Source organism: Micromonospora sp. LOL_013 (assembly GCF_048060315.1).
Lineage (GTDB): Bacteria > Actinomycetota > Actinomycetes > Mycobacteriales > Micromonosporaceae > Micromonospora_E.
On record NZ_JBHMIQ010000008.1, the window covers coordinates 62,279 to 83,913 of the forward strand.

Consider the following 21,635-nt stretch of genomic DNA (forward strand, 5'->3'; position numbering starts at 1 on the left):
TAGCCCGATGACGTCGTCTGTCGCCCCGCTGGCCGACCTGGAGCCGTTTCACGTCGACGGCGAGTGGATCGCCCCGGGCGGGCGCGCGCTGATCGAGGTGCGTGACCCGTCCACCGGTGCGGTGATCAGCCGGGTCGCCCAGGCCACCGCCGACGACGTGGACGCGGCGGTGGCCGCCGCCACTCGGGCGTACGCCGACCGCCGGTGGAGCGGGCTGGCCCCGCTGGAGCGCACCCGGGTGCTGCACCGGCTCGCCGACCTGATCGAGGCGCACCTCGAGGAGTTGGCGGTGCTGGAGACCCGGGACAACGGCAAGCCGATCGAACGTTCCCGGGCCGACACCGGCGCGGCGGCCCGGGCGTTCCGGCACTTCGCCGGGGCGACCAGCCGGCTGACCGGCACCGTGGTGCCGATCGACGGCGGCGGTCACCACGTCTACACGGTGCTGGAGCCGGTCGGCGTGGCGGCGCTGATCCTGCCGTGGAACTTCCCGATCATGACCGGCTGCTTCAAGATCGCCCCGGCGTTGGCCGCCGGCTGCCCGATCGTGGTCAAGCCGGCCGAGCAGACCCCGCTGACCATGTTGCGGGTGGCCGCGCTGGCCGCCGAGGCCGGCGTACCGCCGGGGGTGTTCAACGTGCTCACCGGCGACGGCGAGGTCGGCGCGGCGCTGGTCGCCCATCCTCAGGTGGCGAAGGTGTCCTTCACCGGCTCCACCGAGGTGGGTCGGCTGGTGATGGCCGGGGCGGCACCGACGATGAAGCGGCTCACCCTGGAGTTGGGCGGCAAGAGCCCGAACATCGTCTTCGCCGACGCCGACCTGGACGCCGCGGTGCTGACCGCGATGCGGGCGTCGTTCGGCCACTCCGGGCAGATGTGCACCGCCGGCAGCCGGCTGCTGGTGCAGCGGTCGATCCTGGACGAGATGACCGAGCGGCTGGCGGCGGCGACCCGCCGGGTGCCGCTGGGCAACGGACTGGACGGCGGGGTGACCGTCGGCCCGCTGGTCTCCGAGGAGCAGCGCCAGCAGGTGCTGTCGTACATCGAGACCGGCGTGCGGGAGGGCGCCACGGTCGCGGTCGGCGGCGGGGTGCCGGACCGGCCCGGCTACTTCGTCGAACCGACCCTGTTCACCGGGGTACGCAACGACATGGTGATCGCCCGGGAGGAGATCTTCGGGCCGGTGACCGGGGTGATCGCCTTCGACGACGAGGACGAGGCGGTCGCGATCGGCAATGACACGTCGTACGGGCTGGCCGCCGGGGTGTGGACCCGGGACCTGTCCCGGGCGCACCGGATGGCGGCCGCGCTGCGGGTCGGCACGGTCTGGGTGAACACGTATAACATCTTCGACCCGGCGTTGTCCTTCGGCGGGGTCGGGGACTCCGGTCTGGGCCGGGACCTGGGCGACGAAGCCCTGCATTCGTACTGCGAGCGCAAGGGCGTCGTCGTCGCGCTTTGACCGGCGGTGCCGGTCCGGTCGGTGGCACCTCGCCGGACCGGGCACCGCCCCGATCACCGATGGGATCCATCTTGAAAGACACTGCATCCCAGACTGGACCGGTGGGCGCGGTCGCGGAACCCGCCGACCCGGCGCCCGCACCGCTCGACCCGGCGGCGCTACGGGCCGTCACTCCCGGCGCGACCCTGGCCCACCACCTCAACGCCGCCGGCGCCGCACTGCCCAGCCTCGCCGTCCTCGACGCGGTCATCGACCACTTGCGGCTGGAGTCGCGGCTCGGCGGCTACGAGGCGGCCGAGGCCGCAGCCGAGCGGACCGCCGACGTCTATCACCTGGCCGGCCGGCTGATCGGCGCGACCGGGGAGGACGTCGCCCTGGTGGAGAGCGCCACCGTCGCGTGGCACCGGGCGATCGACGCGCTGCGTCTCGGCCCCGGTGACCGGATCCTCGCCTCCGCCTCCAGCTACGTCAGCTCCGCACTGCACCTGCTCGAGCTGCGCCGCACCCGGGGCATCAGCGTCGAGGTGCTGCCCACCGACGACTCGGGCGGCGTCGACCTGGACCAGTTGGAGCAGGCACTGCGGCAGCCGGCCGCGCTGGTCACCGTCGCCCACGTACCGACCTCGTCGGCGCTGATCGAACCGGTCGCGCAGATCGGCGCCCGGGTCGCCGCGGTCGGCGTGCCGTTGCTGGTCGACGCCACCCAGTCGGTCGGCCAACTGCCCGTCGACGTCGGCGCGATGCGCGCCGACATCCTGGTCGCCACCGGTCGCAAGTTCCTGCGTGGACCGCGCGGCACCGGGCTGCTCTACCTCGACCCGACGCTGCGCGAGCGCGCCCGGCCATTGACCCCGGACGTGCGTGGTGCCCGGTGGACCGGAGACGAGGAGTACGACCTGCTGCCCGGCGCCCGACGGTACGAGACCTGGGAGGCGTCGCACGCGCTGCGGCTCGGCCTGGGCGCCGCGCTTACCGAGGCGCTCGCCCTCGGCGTCGACGCCATCTCGGCGTACGTCAGCGGCCTGGCCGCCCGGTTGCGGGCCGAGCTGGCCGAGCTGCCCGGGGTGACCGTGGTCGACCCGCCGGCGGCCGGCGGCGGCATCGTCACCTTCGTCCGCGACGGCGAGGAACCGACCACCACGGTACGCACGTTGCGCGCCGCCGGACTGCACCTGGTCGCCGTGCCGGCCAGCCACGGCCAGTGGGACCTGGGCCGGCGCGGCCTGCCGGCGGTGGTCCGCGCCTCGGTGCACGTCTACAACGACGACACCGAAGTGGACGCGCTCCTGGCCCGACTGGCCCGTCCGACGGCCACCGGTGTGCCGACCCTACCGTCCGTGCCGACCCCACCGTCCGTACCGGCTGTTTCGGAGGCTGCGCCTCCGCCGTCGGCTGTGCCCACGGCGACGACGGCCGCGCCGGGCCCGGCTCCCGCGCTGCAGACCGGTGCAGACCGCCGGGCCGAGGTGATCGTCGTCGGTGCCGGCGTCCACGGTCGCAGCGCTGCCTGGGCGCTCGCCGCGCGGGGCGTCCGGGTGATTCAGCTCGACCGGCTGCCGGCCGGGCACACCGAAGGATCGTCACACGGACGGACCCGGATGATCCGCCGCGCCTACCCGTCGCCGGTCTGGGACGACCTGGTGGACCGCGCGTACACCGGTTGGCGCCAGCTGGAGCAGGCCGCTGGTCGCCGGTTGGTGAGCACCGTCGGGGGCCTGTACGCGCGACCGGCCCGGACCAGCAGCACCCTGCGTGGGCCGGATTGTGTCCTGGTCGACGCCAACCAGGCCGCCGGCATCGCGCCGGGGCTGGTGCTCGGCGCCGACATGGTGGCCGTACACGATCCGGCGGCCGGCGTGATCGACGCCGCCGCCGTGATGGACGCGCTGGCCGGGCTCGGCCGGACCGCCGGGGTGCACCGCCGCGACGGCTGCCGGGTAACCGGTTGGCATCCGGACGGTGCCGGGGTCCGGGTGCACACCGACTCCGGTGACTTCCTCGCCGACCGGCTGGTCATCTGCGCCGGACCGTGGACCGCCGACCTGGTGCCGGAGTTCGCCGGCCGGCTGACCACCGTGCGGATCGTCAACATCCACATCGGCTCGTCAACCCCGGCGTTGCTGGCCCCACCGGCGCTCGGCCCGTTCTCGGTCGAGGTCCCCGGCGTCGGTCTGCTCTACGGCATCCCGGCGTACGGTCCGGACGCCGTCAAGGTGGGGTTCGACCACGGGCCGGTTGACGACCTGAGCCGGGCACCCGGGCCGGTGACCGCCGCCGAGCGGGCCGAGCTGCTCTCTGTCGCCCGTCGGTTCCTGCCGGCCGCCGACGGCCCGGTCACCGCCGAGCTGGCCTGCCGTTACACCATGGCACCGGGCAACCGGTTCGCGGTCGGTGCGCTGCCGGCGCATTCGCAGGTGTTGATCGCGGTGGCCTGTTCCGGGCACGGGTTCAAGTTCGGGCCGGCGATCGGCACCGCGCTGGCCGACCTGGCGACCGGGGTGCCCCGGCCGGATCTGGAGTTTCTCGCTCCGGAGGCGATGGGGGTCGCCGGGGTGCCACCCGGGGACTGGGCCGCCGACCGGGTCAACCCCGGAACACCGTCGCCGATCGCCGCTCGTACCAGCGAGCCAACTGCTCACCGGCGCTGATCACATGGGCCTGCATCTCGCGCCGAGCGCGTTCGCCATCCTCCGCGGTGAGCGCGGCGATGATCCGTTCGTGCTCGTGGAAGTTGTCGTCGCGGTGCCGCGGATTGTCCTGCAGCACGAGTGCCGAGACGTTGCGCGGGAACGCCTCGTTGATCTCCTTGATCACCCTGGCCAGCCAGTCGTTGCCGGCCACCTGGTGGATGAGGGTGTGGAACCGGTCGTTGGCGGTGTTGGTGGAGCCGGCCAGGGCCACCCGGGCGCGGGCGACCCCCGGGTCGTCGTCGACCCGTCGCTGCGGGATGCTGCCCCGGGCGGCCTGCTCGGTACGCCGCAGCAGCGAATTGGCCTCCCGCAACTCGTGCAGGACGTCGTCGGTGATCCGGCTGACCGCCCGCTCGCAGGCCAGCGCCTCCAGCTCCGCACGGACCTCGTAGGCTTCCCGGACCTCCCACGGCGCCGGGACCCGGACCACTGCCCCACGGTGCGGCACCACCTCGATCAGCCCGCCGGTCTGCAGCTGCCGCAGCGCCTCCCGGACCGGGGTGCGGCTGACTCCGAGGAGCTTGGCCAGCTCGGCCTGGCGCAGTTGGGCGCCGATCGGGATCTCACCGGACATGATCTTGGCGCGGATCTTGGCCGCGGTGGCGTCGACGAGGGCACTGCTCGTGGTTTCCGTCGAGCTGACTGGCATGCCCGGTGCCCCTGTCTGATCGGTGTGCGGCCCAGCCGGCCGGGTTCCGGCCCGGCTGCCATCGTCTCCACAGTGGTGCGATGTGAGTGTCACGATAGCAAGCCGGCCGGCGACCCTGCGGGTCCCGTACATTTCGCTTTGGATCCTGGTTTTGGATCCAATGATCCTACGGTAGTATCCGAGACTACCTTGGCCAGGGAGTTCTTAGGAAGCACCGGCCCGCCGCAGCCACCACGACGCGACGCAGACCGACCCCAGACGAGCCGGACCGCATCGGAACGACTCCCGCGACGGCGACAGGAGCAATCGTGAGCGCGTGCCACCCCAGCCCGGACGGGCGCAACCACCGTAACCATCCGCTCGACCCACCCAGCCCGGCGGAGATCGCCCGGGCCGTCGCCGTCGCCCGCGCCGACGGTCGGCTCGGCGAGCGAACCCGGTTCTGGGGGGCCACGCTGGACGAGGCGCACGCCCGGGCCGTCCTGGCCGGCGCGGCCGCGGCCGGGGAGGTCCGACTCGGACTGGTGGCCATGGACCATGCCGCCGGCACCGCCTGGGAGATCGACGTCGCGCTGGCCGTCGGGAGCCGGGACGACGGTGCGGCGTCGAACCACGCTGCAGGCGACGGTGCCGCCGACCGCTGCCTGGACTGGCGTCCGCTCGACCCGCGTCGGCCCGGCATCACCTCCGAGGAGGCCCGCGCGGCCGCCCAGGCCTGCCGGCAGAGCCCGAGGTTCCGCGAGGTGCTCGCCAAGCGGGGCATCCACGACGTCTCCCTGGTGGTGGTCGACGCCGAGTCGATGGGCGGCTTCGAGCCGAAGCGGTACGCCGACCGGCGGCTCACCTGGGGCACCGTCTGGCACCGAGTCAACGAGGGCGACAACGGTTACGTGCGCCCGGTGCAGGGCGTGGTGCCGATCATCGACATGGCGACCATGGAGGTCCTGGAGGTCGAGGACCACGGCGTGGTGCCGATCTCGGACGAGGCCGGCCCGCTGGAGGCCGAGGCCTGGCCGGCCCGGCCCGGGCTGCGGCCGTTGGACGTCGTGCAGCCCGACGGTCCGAGTTTCGACGTCGACGGCTGGCAGGTCAGCTGGCAGGGCTGGCAGCTGCGGGTCGGCTTCACCCACCGCGAGGGCCTGGTCCTGTACGACCTGGAGTTCCAGGGCCGGCCGGTGGTCAAGCGGGCCGCCTGCAACGAGATGTACGTGCCGTACCTCGACCCCAACTCCACCCAGTACCGCAAGAACTTCTTCGACTGGGGTGAGTACGGGGCCGGGCCGTTGACCAACTCGCTTGCCCTCGGCTGCGACTGCCTCGGCGTCATCTACTACTTCGACACCGCCTACCTCGGCGGCGACGGCGACCCGGTGACCATCCCGAACGCGATCTGCATGCACGAGGAGGACCACAGCATCCTCTGGAAGCACAACGACCTGCGGCGCGGGGTCAGCCAGGTGCGCCGCTCGCGTCGGTTGGTCATCTCCAACTTCCAGACCGTGGCCAACTACGACTACGGCTTCTACTGGTCGCTCTACCAGGACGGCCGGATCGAGCTGGAGGTCAAGTTGACCGGGATGCTCTCCGCCTCCGGCATCGCTGACGGCGACGAGGTGCGCTACGGCCGGGTCGTCGCGCCGAACGTGCAGACGCCGACCCACCAGCACTACTTCGGGCTACGCCTGGACATGGCGGTGGACGGACCGCGCAATCGGCTGGTCGAGGAGCACGCCGAGGGCGAGACCGACCCGGCACTCGACCCGTACGGCAACGCGGTACGCAACGTGCGTACCCCGCTGCTGCGTGAGTCGCAGGCGGCGCGCCGCACCGATCCGTCGTCGGCCCGCCGCTGGCGGGTGGAGAGCACCACCCGGACCAACCGGTTCGGTGAACCGACGGCCTATCGGCTGCTGCTGCCGAACACCACCCGGTCGTTCGCCCGGCCGGACTCGGTGATGGCCCGCCGCGCACCGTTCATCCACCAGCACCTGTGGGCCACTCCGTACGACCCGCAGGAGCAGTTCCTCGGTGGCCGCTATCCCAACCACGCCGAGCCGGGCGACGACGGTGTGCAGGTCTGGCAGCGCCAGGACCGGTCGATCGACGGTGTGGAGCTGGTGCTGTGGCCGGTGCTCGGCACCCACCATTTCCCGCGTCCCGAGCAGTGGCCGGTGATGCCGGTGGACGCGATCCACATGATCCTTGAACCGGACGGCTTCTTCGACCGCAATCCGGCGATGGACGTTCCGGATCCGGCCACTGCCCGCGGCGCGGGCAGTGCCTGCTGCGCCACCGGAACAGACGGAACAGACGTGGTGCCGGCCGACTGACCCGGCCGGTACGTCGGCCACCGCGCCGGCCATGGGGGAACCTGTCCATTCTCGACATCCCGACACCAGACGTTCACAATCGCGATACGGACCCGAATCGGGTACCGCAGATGATGGTTTTGGATCCAATCCAAATGAAATTTCATCCATCTTCGTCCCATACCCTGCCGAGGAGCGCACTATGTCGGACGATCCCCGCAACCTCCCGCAGAACCTGATAACCCGTCGCGCGATGCTGCGTGGCACCGGACTGCTCGGCCTCGGCTTTGGCGCCAGCAGCCTGCTCGCCGCCTGCGGCGTCGCCTCCGACGGCAGCGAAGACGGCGACGACGGCACCAGCAGCGGCGGCACCCTCACGCTCGGCATCGACGCCACCAGCGCCGTCCACGACCCGGCCTTCTACACCTCACTGGGCGACTGGATGGCGGTCGACTGCATCTGCCGTGGGCTGACCTTCATCTCCTTCGAGACCAACGAGCCGCAGGCCGACCTCGCCGAGAGCTGGGAGATCTCCGACGACGGGCTGACCTACACCTTCACCCTCCGCCAGGGCGTCACCTTCCACGACGGCACCACCTTCACCTCGGCGGACGTGCTGGCCAGCCTCGGTCGGCAGTTCAACGAGGACGACCCGACGCTGCCCGAGGGGTCGTCCCGGCCGCTGCGCAGCCTCGGTGCCAACGTCGCCTCGCTGGACGCCCCCGACGAGTACACCGTGGTGATGGTGCTCAACAGTCCGGACGCCACCGTGCTCAACCGGCTCTCCGACATCGGCGGCCGGATCATCTCCTCCGCCGCACTCGCCGAGTACGGCGCCGACATCGGCAAGAACCTGGTCGGCACCGGCCCGTTCCAGTTCTCCTCGGCCACCGCCGGGCAGCAGGTGGTGCTGACCGCTTTCGAGGACTACCGCACCGGCCGGCCCAAGGTCGACCGGCTGGTGATGCAACAGGTCCAGGACCCCTCGACCATCGTCAGCTCGCTGCTCAGCGGCGACCTGTCCGCCACCCAGTTCACCCCGTACTCGGCGGTCGAGCAGCTGAAGGCCGACGACGCGGTGACCTTCCACGAGACGCCGTACAGCTTCGACGCGATGATGATGATCGACGCCCGGCGGATCCCGGAGCTGGAGGTGCGCCAGGCGATAAACCTGGCAGTCGACCGCGAGGCGATCATCGCCCAGGCGTTCTTCGGGATCGGCGCGCCACCCGACGGCTACACGATCCCACCGTCGCAGGACGGCCACGACCCGAGCCTGGCTGACCTGAGCCGGTTCGATCCGGACGAGGCCCGGCGGCTGATCGAGTCGGCCGGTGCCAGCGGCCGGCAGGTGGCGTTGATGGCGGCCAGCGACTCCTGGCACCCGCGGGCGGCGCAGATCGTCGCGCAGAACCTCACCGACATCGGGCTGACGGTCGTCACTGACTCGGTCGACCCGGCGACCTACTTCAGCCGGCTGCTCGACCCGGACGACGAGTTCCACGAGCTGATGATCTGGGAGCGCAACTCCTACATCCCGGACCCGGACAACATGATCGGGGCGATGGGCCTGCCATCCGGGGTGTACGGCGACTTCACCTCCGGATTCAACACGCTGCCCGGATCCGAGGCGTTCGCTGACGACCTGGCCGCCGCGAAGAACCTGCCCAACGGTCCCGAGCGCACCGCCGCGTACAGCGACATCCAGCGCCGGTTCGCCGAGCAGTACATGGTGCTGTCGATGCTGTGCTACTCGGCGAACCCGGTGGTGACCGGGGCGAACGTCGAGGGCGCCAACGTCGCCGCGCTCGGCAACCACCGCTGCTTCATGGAGAACGCCAGTGTCTGATCCGATCCGCACGGCCCGGCCGGGGGACCGGTGACGGTCGCCGGGGCGCGGCCGGTCGGGCGATGGAGAGCCGCCTTCGCGCGGCGCTCCATCGCCCGGTCCTGGCTGGCCACCGTCTCCTGGCTGGTGGTCGTCGGTTTCGTGCTGATGGCGACAATCGGGCCGCTGATGATCGGCGCCGACCCGGAGCGGCAGTCCAACGTCACCCTCGCCGGGTTCGGCACCGCCGGGCACCCGCTCGGCACCGACGATCTCGGCCGTGACTTCCTGGCCCGGCTGGTACACGGCGCCCAACCACTGCTGCTGGTCGCGTTCCTCGCCACCGTCCTGGCCGCGCTCATCGGCACCACCGTCGGCATGCTCGCCGGCTACCTCGGCGGCTGGGGTGAGCAGATCCTGATGCGGGTCACCGACGTCGGGCTGGCCTTCCCGTCGATGCTATTGATCATCCTGGTGGTGGCGGCCAGCGGACCCGGCGTACGCAGTCTGGTGGTCGGGGTCGGGGTCGCGCTGTCACCCGGCCTGGCCCGGCTGGCCCGGGCGTTGACCGCCCGGGAGGCCGCCCGCGACTACGTGCTCGCCGCCCGGCTCGGCGGCACCCGGTCGCCCCGGATCATGATCCAGGAGATCCTGCCGAACATCGCCGGCCCGCTGCTCGCCCAGATCGTGATGACCCTGTCGGTGGCCGCCGGATTTGCCGCCGGCCTGTCCTACCTGGGCCTGGGCATCCAGCCGCCCACCCCGGACTGGGGCTACATGGTGCAGGCCGGCCAGGAGTTCATCTACTCGGCACCCCGGATGGCGGTGCTGCCCGCAGCGTTGACGCTGGTCTTCGTGGTCGCCAGCAACTTCGTAGGCGACGACCTGCGCGACGCGCTGGACCCGAGGAGCCGCCGATGATCCGGCTGCTGCGCGGCAGGTCACTGCCGATGCTTACGGTCCGCCGGCTGGCCAGCGTGCCGGTGGTGCTGTTCGTCCTGGCCTCCCTGGTGTTCCTGGCCATCCGCCAGCTGCCCGGCTCACCGTCGTCGACCCTCGCGGCCAGCGGCACCCAGGGCCTCAGCGCCGAGCAGATCTCGGCCAACGAAGCCCGGATCAACGAGGCACTCGGCCTGGACCGGCCGATCTGGGAGCAGTACCTGCGCTACCTCGGCGATCTGTTCGGGCTGGATCTCGGGCGTTCCTTCTACGGCGGCAACAGCGTGCTGGACCTGCTGGGTGGTGCGTTGCCGGCGACGATCGAGTTGACCGTCGCGGCGATGCTGATCGCCATCCTCATCGGGGTCGTCACCGGGGTGATCGCCGCGCTGCGCAAGGACACCTGGGTGGACACCGCCACCCGGTCCATCGCCACGGTCAGTTTCTCGCTGCCCTGGTTCGCCCTCGGCGTACTGAGCATCGTGGTCTTCGGCGTGTGGCTGCGCTGGATGCCGGTGATCGGTCGGCTGCCCAGCCAGCTCGACTACCAGCCCACCACCAACTTCGTACTCCTCGACGCGATCCTGCAGGACCGGCCCGAACTGGTCGGGCCGTGGCTGCATTACCTGATCCTGCCGGCGACCACCCTCGCGTTGGCGATGGCCGGCTTCATCACCCGGATCGTGCGGGCCTCGGTGCTGGAGGTGCTCAGCGACGACTTCGTGCGGACCGCCCGGATGAAAGGGCTGCGGGAGCGGACCATCCTGCGCCGGCACGTGCTGCGCAACGCCGGCCTGCCCATCGTGACCGTGCTCGGTCTGCAATTCGGTTCGCTGCTCGGTGGCTCGGTGATCACCGAGACCGTCTTCTCGTACCCGGGCGTCGGCAACCTGCTGGTCAGCTCGGTGCTGCAACGCGACTACCCGGTGGTGCAGGGCGCCGCGCTGGCGATCGCGCTGCTCTTCGTGCTGGTCAACGCCGTAGTCGATCTGTTCTACCTGGTCCTGGACCCGCGCCTACGGAGAGGATGAATCCATCATGGATATCGTGCTGGTGCACGGTGCTGGCGGCACCCCGAGCACCTGGGCCCACGTGGCACCGTTGCTGCGCGCCGCCGGACACCGGGTACACCTGGTCACCAATCCGATGAACTCGCTCGTCGAGGACGTCGCCAACACCACCGCCGTGCTTGCCGACTGCACCGCACCGGTGCTGCTGGCCGGTCACTCCTACGGCGGGGCGGTGATCACCAACGTCGGCCGGGACGATCGGGTCGCGGGGCTCGTCTACGTCTGCGCCTTCGCCCCCGACGAGGACGAGTCGATCCAGGACATCATCGGCCGCTACCCGCCCGCCGAGGTCAGCCGGCACATGCGACGCGGTCCGAACGGCGAGTGGGCCTCGGAGCACAGCCCCGAGTACTGGGCGGAGATCGGCTGGGACGTGCCGGAAGCCGAACGGGACAACTTCGACGCCGACTCGCGCCCCAGCGCCGACGCCATCTTCGCGCAGCCCACCGGGGTGCCCGCCTGGCGCGACAAGCCGTCCTGGTACCTGGTCGCGGCACAGGACAAGACGCTGCGCCCGGACACCCAACGGGACATGGCGGCCCGCGCCGGCGCTGCCGTAGCCGAGATCACCGGCAGTCACTTCACCCCCCGGGTGTGGCCCCGTGAAGTGGCCGACCTGGTGGAGCAGGCCGCCGCCAGCATCACCGGAGCGCCCCGGTGACCTCCACCCCGACCGGCCCGGCCCCGACCGGCCCGGCCCCGGCCGGCCCGGCGGCGCCGGTGCTGTCCGTGCGCGGACTGCGGGTCGAGTTCGACGTACCGGCCGGTCGGCTGCCGGCCGTCGCCGGCGTCGACCTCGACCTGCACGCCGGTGAGATCCTCGCCCTGGTCGGCGAGTCCGGCTCCGGCAAGTCCGCCCTGGCGATGAGCCTGGTCGGGCTCAACCGGGCACCCGGCACGCACATCACCGGCCGGGTGGAGTTCGACGGGCGGGACCTGACCACCGCCAGCGAGGCCGACCTGCGCCGGGTCCGGGGCCGGGACATCTCGGTGGTGTTCCAGGACGCCCTCGCCGCGCTCAACCCGTTGCAGCGAGCCGGGGCCCAGGTCGCCGAGATGATCCGTACCCATCAACGGATCAGCCGGGCGCGGGCCTGGCAGCGGGCCGAGGAGCTGCTCGCCGACGTCGGCATCGCCAATCCGGCCCGCAACGCCCGCGCCTACCCTCACCAGCTCTCCGGCGGCATGCGGCAACGCGTCATGATCGCGATAGGGCTGGCGAACGACCCGACCGTACTGATCGCCGACGAGCCGACCACCGCCCTCGACGTCACCATCCAGGCCCAGGTACTGGCCACCCTCAAACGACTGCAGGCCGAGCACGGCACCTCCATCGTCCTGATCACCCACGACCTCGGAGTGGTCGCCGAGGTCGCCGACCGGGTCGCCGTCATGTACGGCGGCCGCATCGTCGAGCAGGGCACCCGCGACCAGGTGCTCTACTCGCCCCAGCACCCGTACACGATGGGGCTGCTCGACTCGGTGCCCCGGGTCGACGGGCCGGTCGCCGACCGGCTGCCGGCCATCCCCGGCAGCCCGCTCACCGGCGTCGACCGACCACCCGGCTGCGGCTTCGCCCCACGCTGCGCGTTCGCCCACGCCGACTGCGACACCGCGCCACCCGAGCTTGTCAACCGGTACGGCGAACCGGGCCATGTCGACGCGTGCCTGCTCGACGCGTCGGCCCGGCACACCGCCCGCACCCCGACAGCGGTCGGAGGTCGACCGTGACCAGCGTGCCACTGATCCAGCTGACCGGCCTGCGGGTGGAGTACCCGGGGCGCGGCGGTGATCCGGTCCGCGCCGTGCGCGACGTCGACCTGGAGATCCGCGAGGGTGAGACCCTCGGCCTGGTCGGCGAGTCCGGTTGCGGCAAGTCCACCCTCGGCCGGGCCGTCCTGCGGATCACCGAACCCACCGCCGGCAGCATCCGACTGCTCGGCCGGGAGATCACCGGCCTGCGCGGGGCCGTGTTCCGGCAGATCCGCGCGGATCTGCAGATGGTCTTCCAGGATCCGTTCAGCTCGCTCAACCCGCGGCGGCGGATCGCCGACAGCGTCGCCGAGCCGCTGCTGCGCGGCCGGGGGGCCAGCCGGGCCGACGCCAGCCGGGCCGTCGACGAACTGCTCGACCTCGTCGGGCTGGGCCGCGACGCCGGCCGACGCCGGCCGCACGAGTTCTCCGGCGGCCAGCGGCAGCGCATCGGCATCGCCCGGGCGCTCGCCCCGTCACCCCGGTTCATCGTCGCCGACGAGCCGGTGTCCGCACTCGACGTCTCCATCCAGGCCCAGGTGGTGAACCTGCTCGCCGACCTGACCCGGGAGCGCGGGCTGACCATGCTGTTCATCTCGCACGACCTTGGCGTGGTGCGGCACATCGCCGACCGGATCGCCGTCATGTACCTCGGCCAGATCATCGAGGTCGCCGACCGGGACACCTTCTTCGGCAGGCCGGCACATCCGTACAGCGAGGCACTGCTGTCGGCCGTGCCCACCCTCGACCGGAAGTCCGACCGGGAACGGATTGTGCTCGCCGGCGAGCTGCCTGATCCCGCTCACCCACCGGCCGGCTGCCTGTTCCACACGCGCTGCCGGTACGCCGTCGACCGCTGCCGCATCGAAGCGCCGGCGCTGCGACCGATCCACCCGGGCCGTACGGTCCGCTGCCATTTGCCCTTGGTGCCGGCTGACATTCCGGCACCGTCGACCGTCACCACCGGAGGCACAGCACAGTGATCATCGACGCATACAACACCACCCAGGACGTCCGGGGCAGGTCCGACTACCTGACCGGTGCCCGGCCGGGGCAGGCGCCGCCACCGTACACGCCGTTCGACCCGCGACGAATCCTGGACCGGATGGACGCCGCCGGGGTCGACATGGCAATGGTCTGCTCCCTGGCCCAGCGGATCGAGAACGACTTCATTATCGGCCTGACCAAGGCCCACCCGGACCGGCTGTTCGGCTTCGGGCAGGTCCGCCCGGCCGACGACGACGCGCTCGACGAGATCGCCCGGATCGCCGACGCCGGCCTCAAAGGGCTCAAACTGCACCCCAGCCTGCACGGCTACCACGTCGCCGACCACGGACTGCTCGACCCGGTCTTCGCCGCCTGCGCCGAACACGGCCTGATGGTGCTGATCAACGCCCTCGATGACGCGTTCTGCGCGCCGCTCGCGATTGAGGAGATCGCCAAGGGGCACCCGCAGGTGCCGACGATCATCGCCCACATGGGAGCGGTCTGGAACGTTCCCGAGGCGATCATCGTCGCCGAACGGAACCCGCACGTCTACCTGGAGACCTCAGCCACGCTGATCAGCGACGTCAAGCGGGCGTACGCTCGGCTCGGCCCGGAGCAGATCCTGCTGGGCAGCGAGTGGCCCGGCTCCGACTTCGACCTGGAACGGATGAAGATTGCCAAGGCGATCCCGGACGCCGCGGACCGGGCACTCGTCGAGGGCGGCAACATGGCCAGGCTGCTCGGGATCACCGCATGATCACCGAGGATGTCGCTCCGGTGCCGGCACCGGCCGGGATGACCCCGGGCGAGGTCGAGTTGCTCGACGTCGCCCAGCGGCTGCTGTCGAAGGTCTGGGTCGCCGGCCGGCACGAGGTCGCCACCGCGCTGCGCGCCCCGGACGGCACCATCCACACCGGCGTACACCTGGAAGGGTCCTGCCGGCGCAGCTCGATCTGTGCTGAAGGTGTCGCCCTCGGCGCGGCCCGCGCCGCGTTGCCCGCCGGGACGCCGCTCACCGTCGACAGCGTGGTCTCGGTGCAGATCAAGCCGGCCGGCCGGTTTCGGGTCATCGCCCCGTGTGGGGTGTGCCGCGAGCTGATCAGCGACTACAGCCCGCAGGCCCGGGTCTGGATCACCACCGTCGACGGCGCCGTCACCGCGATGGAGGCCATCGACCTGCTGCCGGAGAAGACTCGCCGGGCCTGGTGACCCGTCCACGTATCGCACCGCGCCCGACTCCGTCCATGTACCGAGAGAGGAACACCGTGTCTGAACCGTCCCGCACCGACCTTGACCGGGCGGCGCTCGCCGCCGAGCTCGGCGGCCCCGGCACGCCGGTCGCCTGGGCCGACCTGACCTGGCCCGAGGCCGGCCAGACGGCGACCACCGTCGACTCGGTGATCATCCCGGTCGGCGCCACCGAACAGCACGGCCCGCACCTGCCGCTCGCCGTCGACACGCTGATCTGCGACGCGGTCGCCCGTGACGTCTCCGCGCTCACCGGCGTGCCGGTGGTGCCCCCTATCGGGTACGGCGTCTCCGCCTCACACGGCGACTTCGCCGGCACCATCGCGCTGCGCCCGGAGACCCTGATCGCCGTCGTCGAGGACGTCATCGACTCACTGCACGCCAGCGGCGTCCGGCAGTTCATCCTGCTCAACGGGCACATCTGGAACAACGGCTCGCTCGACGTATCCGCCGAGAAGCTACGGGTACGCCACCGCGACTCACGGGTACGGGCGTTGGCCTACGTGACCATGTACCCCGGACCGGAGGTCGACGGCCACGTCTACCACGGGCGCGGGCTGATGCACGCCAACTACTTCGAGACCTCGGTGATGCTGCACCTGTATCCGGACCTGGTCCGGATGGACAAGGCCACCTCGCACCGCGACGTCGACTCGTTCTGGGACTACCGGATGGACCAGGTCAGTGACACCGGTGTGTGGGGCCGCGACGTCGCCGACGCCACCGCCGAGCACGGCCGGGCCGAGTTCGACCGCTGCGTGGCGACCACCGCGCGGGCTGTCGCCGCCGCCGTGCGCGAACCCTGGCCCGACCCCACTCACCGGCCCTGACTGTCCGTTCATCGGCCGACCAGTGCCGCGAAGGAGCACTCCGCGTGAAAATCTACGACATCACCCTGCCGATCCACCCGAAGATGCTGCACTGGGGCCGCAAACCTGAGGTGGAGATCGTCGAGTCGCTGGCCAACGGCGACGCCTCCAACGTCACCCGATGGCGACTCGGCGCGCACACCGGAACCCACGTCGACGCACCGGCGCACTTCGTCGACGGTGCCACCCCGATCGACGAGGTGGCGCTGGAGACCCTGGTCGGCCCGGCCGTGGTCGCCGACCTGACCGCCGTCGACGGGGACGTGTCCGTCGCCGACCTGGTCGCCGCCGGAGTTGCCGGTACCACCCGGGTGCTGCTCAAGACCAGCAACTCGGCCGGCCCGTTGCGCGAGACCGAACGCGCCGAATCCTGGGTCGGGCTCTCCCCGGAGGCCGCCCGCTGGCTGATCGACCAGCAGGTCGCGCTGATCGGCATCGACTACCTGACCATCGAGAGCCACCGGCGCACCGACACCTGGGACGCCCACCACGCGCTGCTCGGCTCCGGCGTGATCATCCTGGAGAACGCCGATCTGGACGCCGTGCCGCCAGGGGAGTACGAACTGGTCTGCCTGCCGACGAAACTGGTCGGCGCCGACGGGGCGTTCGCCCGTACCATCCTGATCCAGCGAGACTGACCTACATGTCGATCGAGATCGCGCTCGCCGCGCCACATCCGTCCGCGCTGGACGCCGCCGCCGACGTGGTGGCGGCCGGCGGCGGCGTCGTCGACGCCGCCCTCGCCGCCGCCGCGGCGCTCACCGTCGCCTACCCGCACCAGTGCTCGGCCGGCGGTGACCTGATCGCTCTGGTCCGCACCCCCGACGACCGAGTCCGGGCGGTGCTGTCGGTCGGCGCGGCTGCCGCCGGCGTCGACGTCGCGGCGCTGCGCGCAGCCGGGGACCGGATGCCTGCCGGCGGTCCGCTGACCGTCACCGTGCCCGGTGTCGTCGCCGGCTGGGCCGCGCTCGCCGATCTCGGCGGCCGGCTGCCGCTGGCCCGGGTGCTGGCACCCGCCGTCGAGTTGGCCGCCGGCGGCGTCCCGGTCAGCCTCGGCCTGGCTGCGGCGATCCTGCGCAGGCTCGATGTGGTCCGCGCCGATCCCGGCCTGGCCGCACTGCTGCTCGACGGCGACGGTACGCCGCTGCCGGCCGGGGCGGTGCTGCGCCAGCCGGCGCTGGCCCGCACCCTCGGCACCATCGGCGCCGACTGGCGCGACTACTACCAGGGCGAACTCGCCGATACGCTGACCGCCGGGCTGGCCGCACTCGGCAGCCCGCTGACCACCGCCGACCTCGCCGGGCACGCCGCCGAGCTGACTGATCCACTGCGGTACTCCGCCGCCCGTTCCCAGGTGACCTGGTCGGTCGCGCCGCCGCCCAGCCAGGGCGCCACCCTGCTGGCCATGCTCGCCGCCGCCGGCCGCACCGCCGACGGCGGCCCGGCGGCCGGCGGTGCCACCAGCGCCCGGCCCGCTGACGCCGCCGCGCTGACCACCGCGCGGACCGCCGAGCAGCGCCGCGACACCCTGCTCGGGGATCCCCGAGTCGGCCCGGTCGACCTCGACGGGCTGCTGCTGCGCACCGACCCGCCGACCGGACCGGTGCCGCCGCCCGGCCCGAAACCGGCCGGCGACACCGTCGCGGTCACCGCCGTCGGCAACGACGGCACCACCGTCACCCTGATCCAGAGCGTCTTCCAGACCTTCGGCGCCGGCATCTGCGAACCCGGCACCGGCCTGGTGCTGCACAACCGGGGGTCGGTGTTCAGCCTCGACCCGGCCCACCCCGGCCGGCTGCGCCCCGGTGCCCGGCCACCGCACACTCTCTGCCCGGCGATCGCCACCGGCCCGGACCGGGTCGTCGCGCTCGGCTGCCAGGGCGGCCGGGCCCAGCCGTGGATCCTGGCCCAGGTCGCCGCCGACGCGCTGACCACCGCCGACCCGGCCGGCCTGCTGGCCTGCCCCCGCTGGGTGATCGGTGCCCGCGACGTCGGCCAGGACCGGCCCAGCCTGCTGCTCGAACCCGACACGCCGGCCACCGACGCGCTGCGGGCCGCCGCCGCCGATCTCAACCTGCGGGTGGTGCAGTTGCCACAGCGCCACGACGACGCCGGGCACGTCCAACTGGCCCGGCTCACCCCCGCCGGCCTCGACGCGGCCAGCGACCCCCGCGCAGACGGCGCCGCCCGGGTGCTGCGGGGCCACTGATGGACTCCGCCGAAGCGGCCACTCTGCTCGCCGACCCGTACCGGCTCGGGCCGGTCACGCTGCGGTCCCGGATCGTCAAGGCACCCACCTCGACCGGTGCGGCCGACGCCGGCGGGTACGCCCAGCCGTGGCACCGGGACCACTATGCGCGGGTCGGCCGGGGGAGCGCGTTGACCATCGTCGAGTTCACCGCGATCGACGACGGGACCGCCCTTGGCTTCCCCGGCCATCTCAGCATCGCAAGTGATGACCACGCCGCCGCGTTGGCCCCGGTCGCCGAGCGGATCCGGGCCGGCGGTCGCGTCGCCGGGCTGCAAATCGCCCACGCCGGACGGCAGCGCACCCTGCCGGGGGAGGCACTTGCCGCGTCGGCGGTGCCCTGGCCCGCCATCGAACACCGGCTCGGCCTGCGCCCCCGCGCGATCACCGTCGACGAGATCGCCGCCGTCGTCGACGGATTCGGCCACGCCGCCGCCCGTGCTGCCCAGGCCGGCTTCCAGGTGGTGGAGATCCAGGCGGCCAACGGCTACCTGCTCGCCGGATTCCTCTCCCCGCACACCAACCGGCGCGACGACGACTACGGCGGCGGTCCGGCCCGGCGACGTCGCATCCTGCTGGAGGTGGTCGCCCGCTGCCGGGCCGCGCTGCCGGCCGAGGTGGCGCTCACCGTACGGCTGTCTGACCGCGACCACGAACCCGGCGGGCAGGATCTGGCCGAGACCGCCGAGTTGGTCGCCGCCCTGGCCGTCACCGGCCAGGTCGACGCGGTGCACGTGTCGTCGGGCAACCACGCCACGCGGGTACGCCAGGTGCCGCCGGCCGCCGTACCCCTCGGAGCCGCCTGGCGCTCGGCCCGGACCCTGCGGGCCGCCGGGCTGCCCACCATCGCCTGTGGTGGGATCACCGAACCGGCACAAGCCGCCATGCTGCTCCGCGACGGCACCGCCGACCTGGTCGCGCTCGGCCGGGCTTTCCTCGCCGACCCGGACTGGGCGGCCAAGGCGCTGGCCGGTGCCGCCGGACGGATCCGCCCCTGCGTACGCGGCAACGACGGCTGCCACGCCCGTGCCGCCCTGGTCGGTCGGCCGGTCGCCTGCACCGTCAACCCATCGCTGAGCCTGCCGCCAGCCACCGCGCCGCCCGCGCCAGAGTCGTCCGACCCGGTGCAACCGGACGCGCCAGTGCTCGTCGCCGGGGCCGGTCCGGCCGGCCTGGAAGCCGCGCACCGGCTCGCCGGGTCCGGACACCGGGTCCGGCTCTACACCGGCGGCCGGCTCGGCGGGGCCCTGCGGGACGCGGTGGACAGCGGGGTGCACGACAGCTTCACCCCGTACCTGCGCTGGTTGACCGACCGGCTTACGGCGAGCACCGTCGAGGTGATCGACGCCCCGTTGCACCCGACTGACCTCGGTAGACAGTGGGCCGGGCTGCTGGTCGCCACCGGCGGCGTGGCGCGGCCGCTGCCCGGCGCGGTGCCCGCGCTCGACGTGTTGCGCGGCCTGGTGCCGCTGCCCGCCGACGGTTCGGTGCTGGTGATCGGCGCCGGCCGGACCGGCACCAGCACGGCGGCGTCGCTGGCCCGGCGCGGTGCCGACGTCACGCTGCTCGGCGACACCACCCGGGTGCTCGACGACGAACCCCCCGACGACCCACCGACCTGGGCCGACCTGCTCGCCTCGGTCGGTGTGCGGACCGTGCTCGGCCACCGGGCCAGGGTTACCAACGACCAGGAGGTGCAGGTGGACGGAACGGTACTGCGGGCCGGGCTGATCGTCGCGGCGGTCGGTCGCGAACCCCACCACGACCTGTACGAGGCTGTCGTCGAGGTGGCCGCCGGCCGGCCAGTGCTGCGCTGCGGCGACGCGCTGCGCCCGGGGCGGCTGCACGACGCGGTGCACGCCGGGGCGCGGGCCGCCCGGACCGTGCACGAGGCCCTCGCCTTCCGGCAGGTGACCCGGTGACCGGCGGTGACCTGCTCGTTGTCGGCGACGTGCGGACGATGGATCCGGCCGGCCCGCGGGCCGAGTCGGTGGCCGTGCGTGCCGGGCGGATCGCGGCCGTCGGTGACCTGCGCGCCGCCCGCGCCGCCGTCCCCACCGGTACGCCGGAGCTCGCCCCGCCCGGCGCGGTGGTGCTGCCCGGCTTCGTCGACAGTCACGTCCATCTGATCTGGGCCGGCCGGGCCGCTGCCCGGGTCGGGCTGGACGACGCGGTCAGCGTCCGCGCCGTCTGCGACCGGATCAGCGGGTACGCCCGCCGGCATCCCACCCGCCGATGGATCGAGGCCGACGCCGGCTTCGACCCAGGTGATCTGGCCGAACGTCGGCTACCCAGCGCAGCCGAGTTGGAGGCCGCCGCCCCCGGTCGGCCGGTGCTGCTGGATCGCAAGGGCCACGACGGCATCGCCAACCTGACTGCGCTGCGGCTGGCCGGGATCACCGCCGACACCCCGGACCCGCCCGGCGGGCGAATCGACCGGTACCCCGACGGCACCCCGACCGGGCTGCTCGTCGAACATCCGGCGGTCGCCCTGGTCCGGGCGGTGGTCCCGGAGCCGGACCAGCGGACGAGGATCGACTGGATCACCGCCGGGCAGGCGGAACTGCTCGCCCACGGGATCACCACGGCCGTCGACCCGGCGGTGCCGGCCGCAGAGCTGGCCGCCTACGCGGTGGCCGGACGGGCCGGTGCGCTGCGGTTGCGTACCGTTGCGATGCCGTTGGGCGGCGACGACGTCAACGACGCGCAGCTTCGCCGTACCCTCGATGATTGTGACTTTGACCGGGCCACGCCGGGTCTGCTGCGCGCCGGGCCGACGAAGCTGTTCCTCGACGGCGGCGGCTCGCTCGGCACCGCGCTGCTGTCGGCACCCTGGCCGGGCACCAACGGCTACCACGGTAACCAGAGTCTGCGTACCGAGACGGTGCGGGCGCACTGCGCGGCGGCTGCGGCCCATGGGCGCGGCGTCGGTGTGCACGCGGTCGGCGACGCCGCGATCGACCTGACGCTGTCGGTCTTCGCCGAGGTCGCGGCCGGTACGCCAATCGCCGGCCTGGGTTTTCATCTGATCCACGCCTATCTCGGTCCAGGGCCGGAGGCGATGGCGACCGCCCGGCGGCTCGGCGTGTCGGTGTCGGCGCATCCGGCGCTGCAGTGGGCGTTCGGGCTCAACCTGATCGACCGGCTCGGCGAGCCGGCGGCGGCCGCCGCCAACCCGCTTCGCTCATGGTTGGACGCGGGCGTGACGGTCGGGGGCGGCTCGGACGGCCCAGGGCCGCCGATGTCGGTGCTGCACGGCATCTGGCAGGCCCGTACCCGTCGGGTCCGGGGCCGTGACGAGCCGCTCGGTCCGGACCAGGCCCTCTCCGCCGCCGAGGCCTTGGCGCTGTTCACCACCGGCGCGGCGCAGGTCGCCGGCAACCCGCAGGCCGGCTGGGGCGGCGGGATGCTCCGGGTCGGCGAACCGGCGGATCTGACCGTGCTCGACGTCGATCCGCTCACCCCGGACGCCGACGTGCTGACCGCTGGCACCGTGCTGGCCACCATCGTTGCCGGCGAGGTCCGGCACACCGCCGCAGACTGACCGGCTGTTGCGCCTTCACCCGGCCGGGGTTCGGCCGGCA

The 21,635-nt window shown here is 72.6% G+C and carries 17 protein-coding genes; 16 read left to right on the top strand and 1 reads right to left on the bottom strand.

Going from position 1 to position 21,635, the window contains the following annotated elements:
• The first annotated feature begins 7 nt into the window (after nucleotides 1-7).
• A complete protein-coding gene (locus tag ACFHWS_RS07515; protein WP_416552522.1) occupies nucleotides 8-1,462 on the top strand; it encodes an aldehyde dehydrogenase family protein in 1,455 nt (484 codons plus the stop codon).
• A gap of 101 nt (nucleotides 1,463-1,563) precedes the next feature.
• A complete protein-coding gene (locus tag ACFHWS_RS07520; RefSeq protein ID WP_416552524.1) occupies nucleotides 1,564-4,110 on the top strand; it encodes an aminotransferase class V-fold PLP-dependent enzyme in 2,547 nt (848 codons plus the stop codon).
• Here the strand turns inward: ACFHWS_RS07520 and ACFHWS_RS07525 are convergent.
• Complete coding sequence (locus ACFHWS_RS07525) at nucleotides 4,046-4,801, bottom strand: GntR family transcriptional regulator (RefSeq protein ID WP_416552526.1); 756 nt, start codon at nucleotides 4,799-4,801, stop codon at nucleotides 4,046-4,048. The two genes, ACFHWS_RS07520 and ACFHWS_RS07525, sit on opposite strands and share 65 nt — an antisense overlap.
• A 308-nt stretch (nucleotides 4,802-5,109) precedes the next feature.
• On the opposite strand from ACFHWS_RS07525, the gene ACFHWS_RS07530 reads away from it, so the two are divergent.
• The 14 genes from ACFHWS_RS07530 (at nucleotide 5,110) to ACFHWS_RS07595 (ending at nucleotide 21,595) form a co-directional block, all read left to right on the top strand.
• The gene (locus ACFHWS_RS07530; protein WP_416567880.1) at nucleotides 5,110-7,131 is read left to right on the top strand and encodes a primary-amine oxidase; all 2,022 of its coding nucleotides are present in this window, start codon (nucleotides 5,110-5,112) and stop codon (nucleotides 7,129-7,131) included.
• A gap of 181 nt (nucleotides 7,132-7,312) precedes the next feature.
• A complete protein-coding gene (locus ACFHWS_RS07535; protein ID WP_282231900.1) occupies nucleotides 7,313-8,959 on the top strand; it encodes an ABC transporter substrate-binding protein in 1,647 nt (548 codons plus the stop codon).
• Between the two features lie 30 nt (nucleotides 8,960-8,989).
• A complete protein-coding gene (locus ACFHWS_RS07540; protein ID WP_416552530.1) occupies nucleotides 8,990-9,859 on the top strand; it encodes an ABC transporter permease in 870 nt (289 codons plus the stop codon).
• Nucleotides 9,856-10,908: an ABC transporter permease gene (locus ACFHWS_RS07545; RefSeq protein ID WP_282231899.1), complete on the top strand. Its 1,053-nt coding sequence runs from the start codon at nucleotides 9,856-9,858 to the stop codon at nucleotides 10,906-10,908. The genes ACFHWS_RS07540 and ACFHWS_RS07545 overlap by 4 nt, the downstream gene beginning before the upstream one ends.
• 7 nt (nucleotides 10,909-10,915) lie before the next feature.
• Nucleotides 10,916-11,608 carry an alpha/beta hydrolase gene (locus ACFHWS_RS07550; protein WP_282231898.1) on the top strand — a complete coding sequence of 231 codons (693 nt, stop codon included), beginning with the start codon at nucleotides 10,916-10,918 and terminating at the stop codon, nucleotides 11,606-11,608.
• Entirely contained in the window at nucleotides 11,605-12,678 is a 1,074-nt protein-coding gene (locus ACFHWS_RS07555) for an ABC transporter ATP-binding protein (protein ID WP_416567881.1), read from the top strand. The genes ACFHWS_RS07550 and ACFHWS_RS07555 overlap by 4 nt, the downstream gene beginning before the upstream one ends.
• Nucleotides 12,675-13,682, top strand: a complete 1,008-nt coding sequence (locus ACFHWS_RS07560; protein WP_416552535.1) for an ABC transporter ATP-binding protein — start codon at nucleotides 12,675-12,677, stop codon at nucleotides 13,680-13,682. Before ACFHWS_RS07555 ends, ACFHWS_RS07560 begins: the two co-directional genes overlap by 4 nt.
• Nucleotides 13,679-14,443, top strand: a complete 765-nt coding sequence (locus ACFHWS_RS07565) for an amidohydrolase family protein (RefSeq protein ID WP_416552537.1) — start codon at nucleotides 13,679-13,681, stop codon at nucleotides 14,441-14,443. Before ACFHWS_RS07560 ends, ACFHWS_RS07565 begins: the two co-directional genes overlap by 4 nt.
• Entirely contained in the window at nucleotides 14,440-14,895 is a 456-nt protein-coding gene (locus ACFHWS_RS07570; protein ID WP_416552539.1) for a hypothetical protein, read from the top strand. Before ACFHWS_RS07565 ends, ACFHWS_RS07570 begins: the two co-directional genes overlap by 4 nt.
• A gap of 56 nt (nucleotides 14,896-14,951) precedes the next feature.
• Nucleotides 14,952-15,764 (top strand): creatininase family protein, encoded by an 813-nt coding sequence (locus ACFHWS_RS07575; RefSeq protein WP_416552541.1) that lies wholly within the window; start codon nucleotides 14,952-14,954, stop codon nucleotides 15,762-15,764.
• A gap of 44 nt (nucleotides 15,765-15,808) precedes the next feature.
• Entirely contained in the window at nucleotides 15,809-16,441 is a 633-nt protein-coding gene (locus ACFHWS_RS07580; RefSeq protein WP_416552543.1) for a cyclase family protein, read from the top strand.
• 5 nt (nucleotides 16,442-16,446) lie between these two features.
• A complete protein-coding gene (locus ACFHWS_RS07585) occupies nucleotides 16,447-18,012 on the top strand; it encodes a gamma-glutamyltransferase (protein WP_416567882.1) in 1,566 nt (521 codons plus the stop codon).
• A complete protein-coding gene (locus ACFHWS_RS07590; RefSeq protein WP_416552547.1) occupies nucleotides 18,012-19,973 on the top strand; it encodes an FAD-dependent oxidoreductase in 1,962 nt (653 codons plus the stop codon). Before ACFHWS_RS07585 ends, ACFHWS_RS07590 begins: the two co-directional genes overlap by 1 nt.
• Nucleotides 19,970-21,595, top strand: a complete 1,626-nt coding sequence (locus ACFHWS_RS07595; RefSeq protein WP_416567883.1) for an amidohydrolase — start codon at nucleotides 19,970-19,972, stop codon at nucleotides 21,593-21,595. Before ACFHWS_RS07590 ends, ACFHWS_RS07595 begins: the two co-directional genes overlap by 4 nt.
• Nucleotides 21,596-21,635 lie beyond the last annotated feature (40 nt).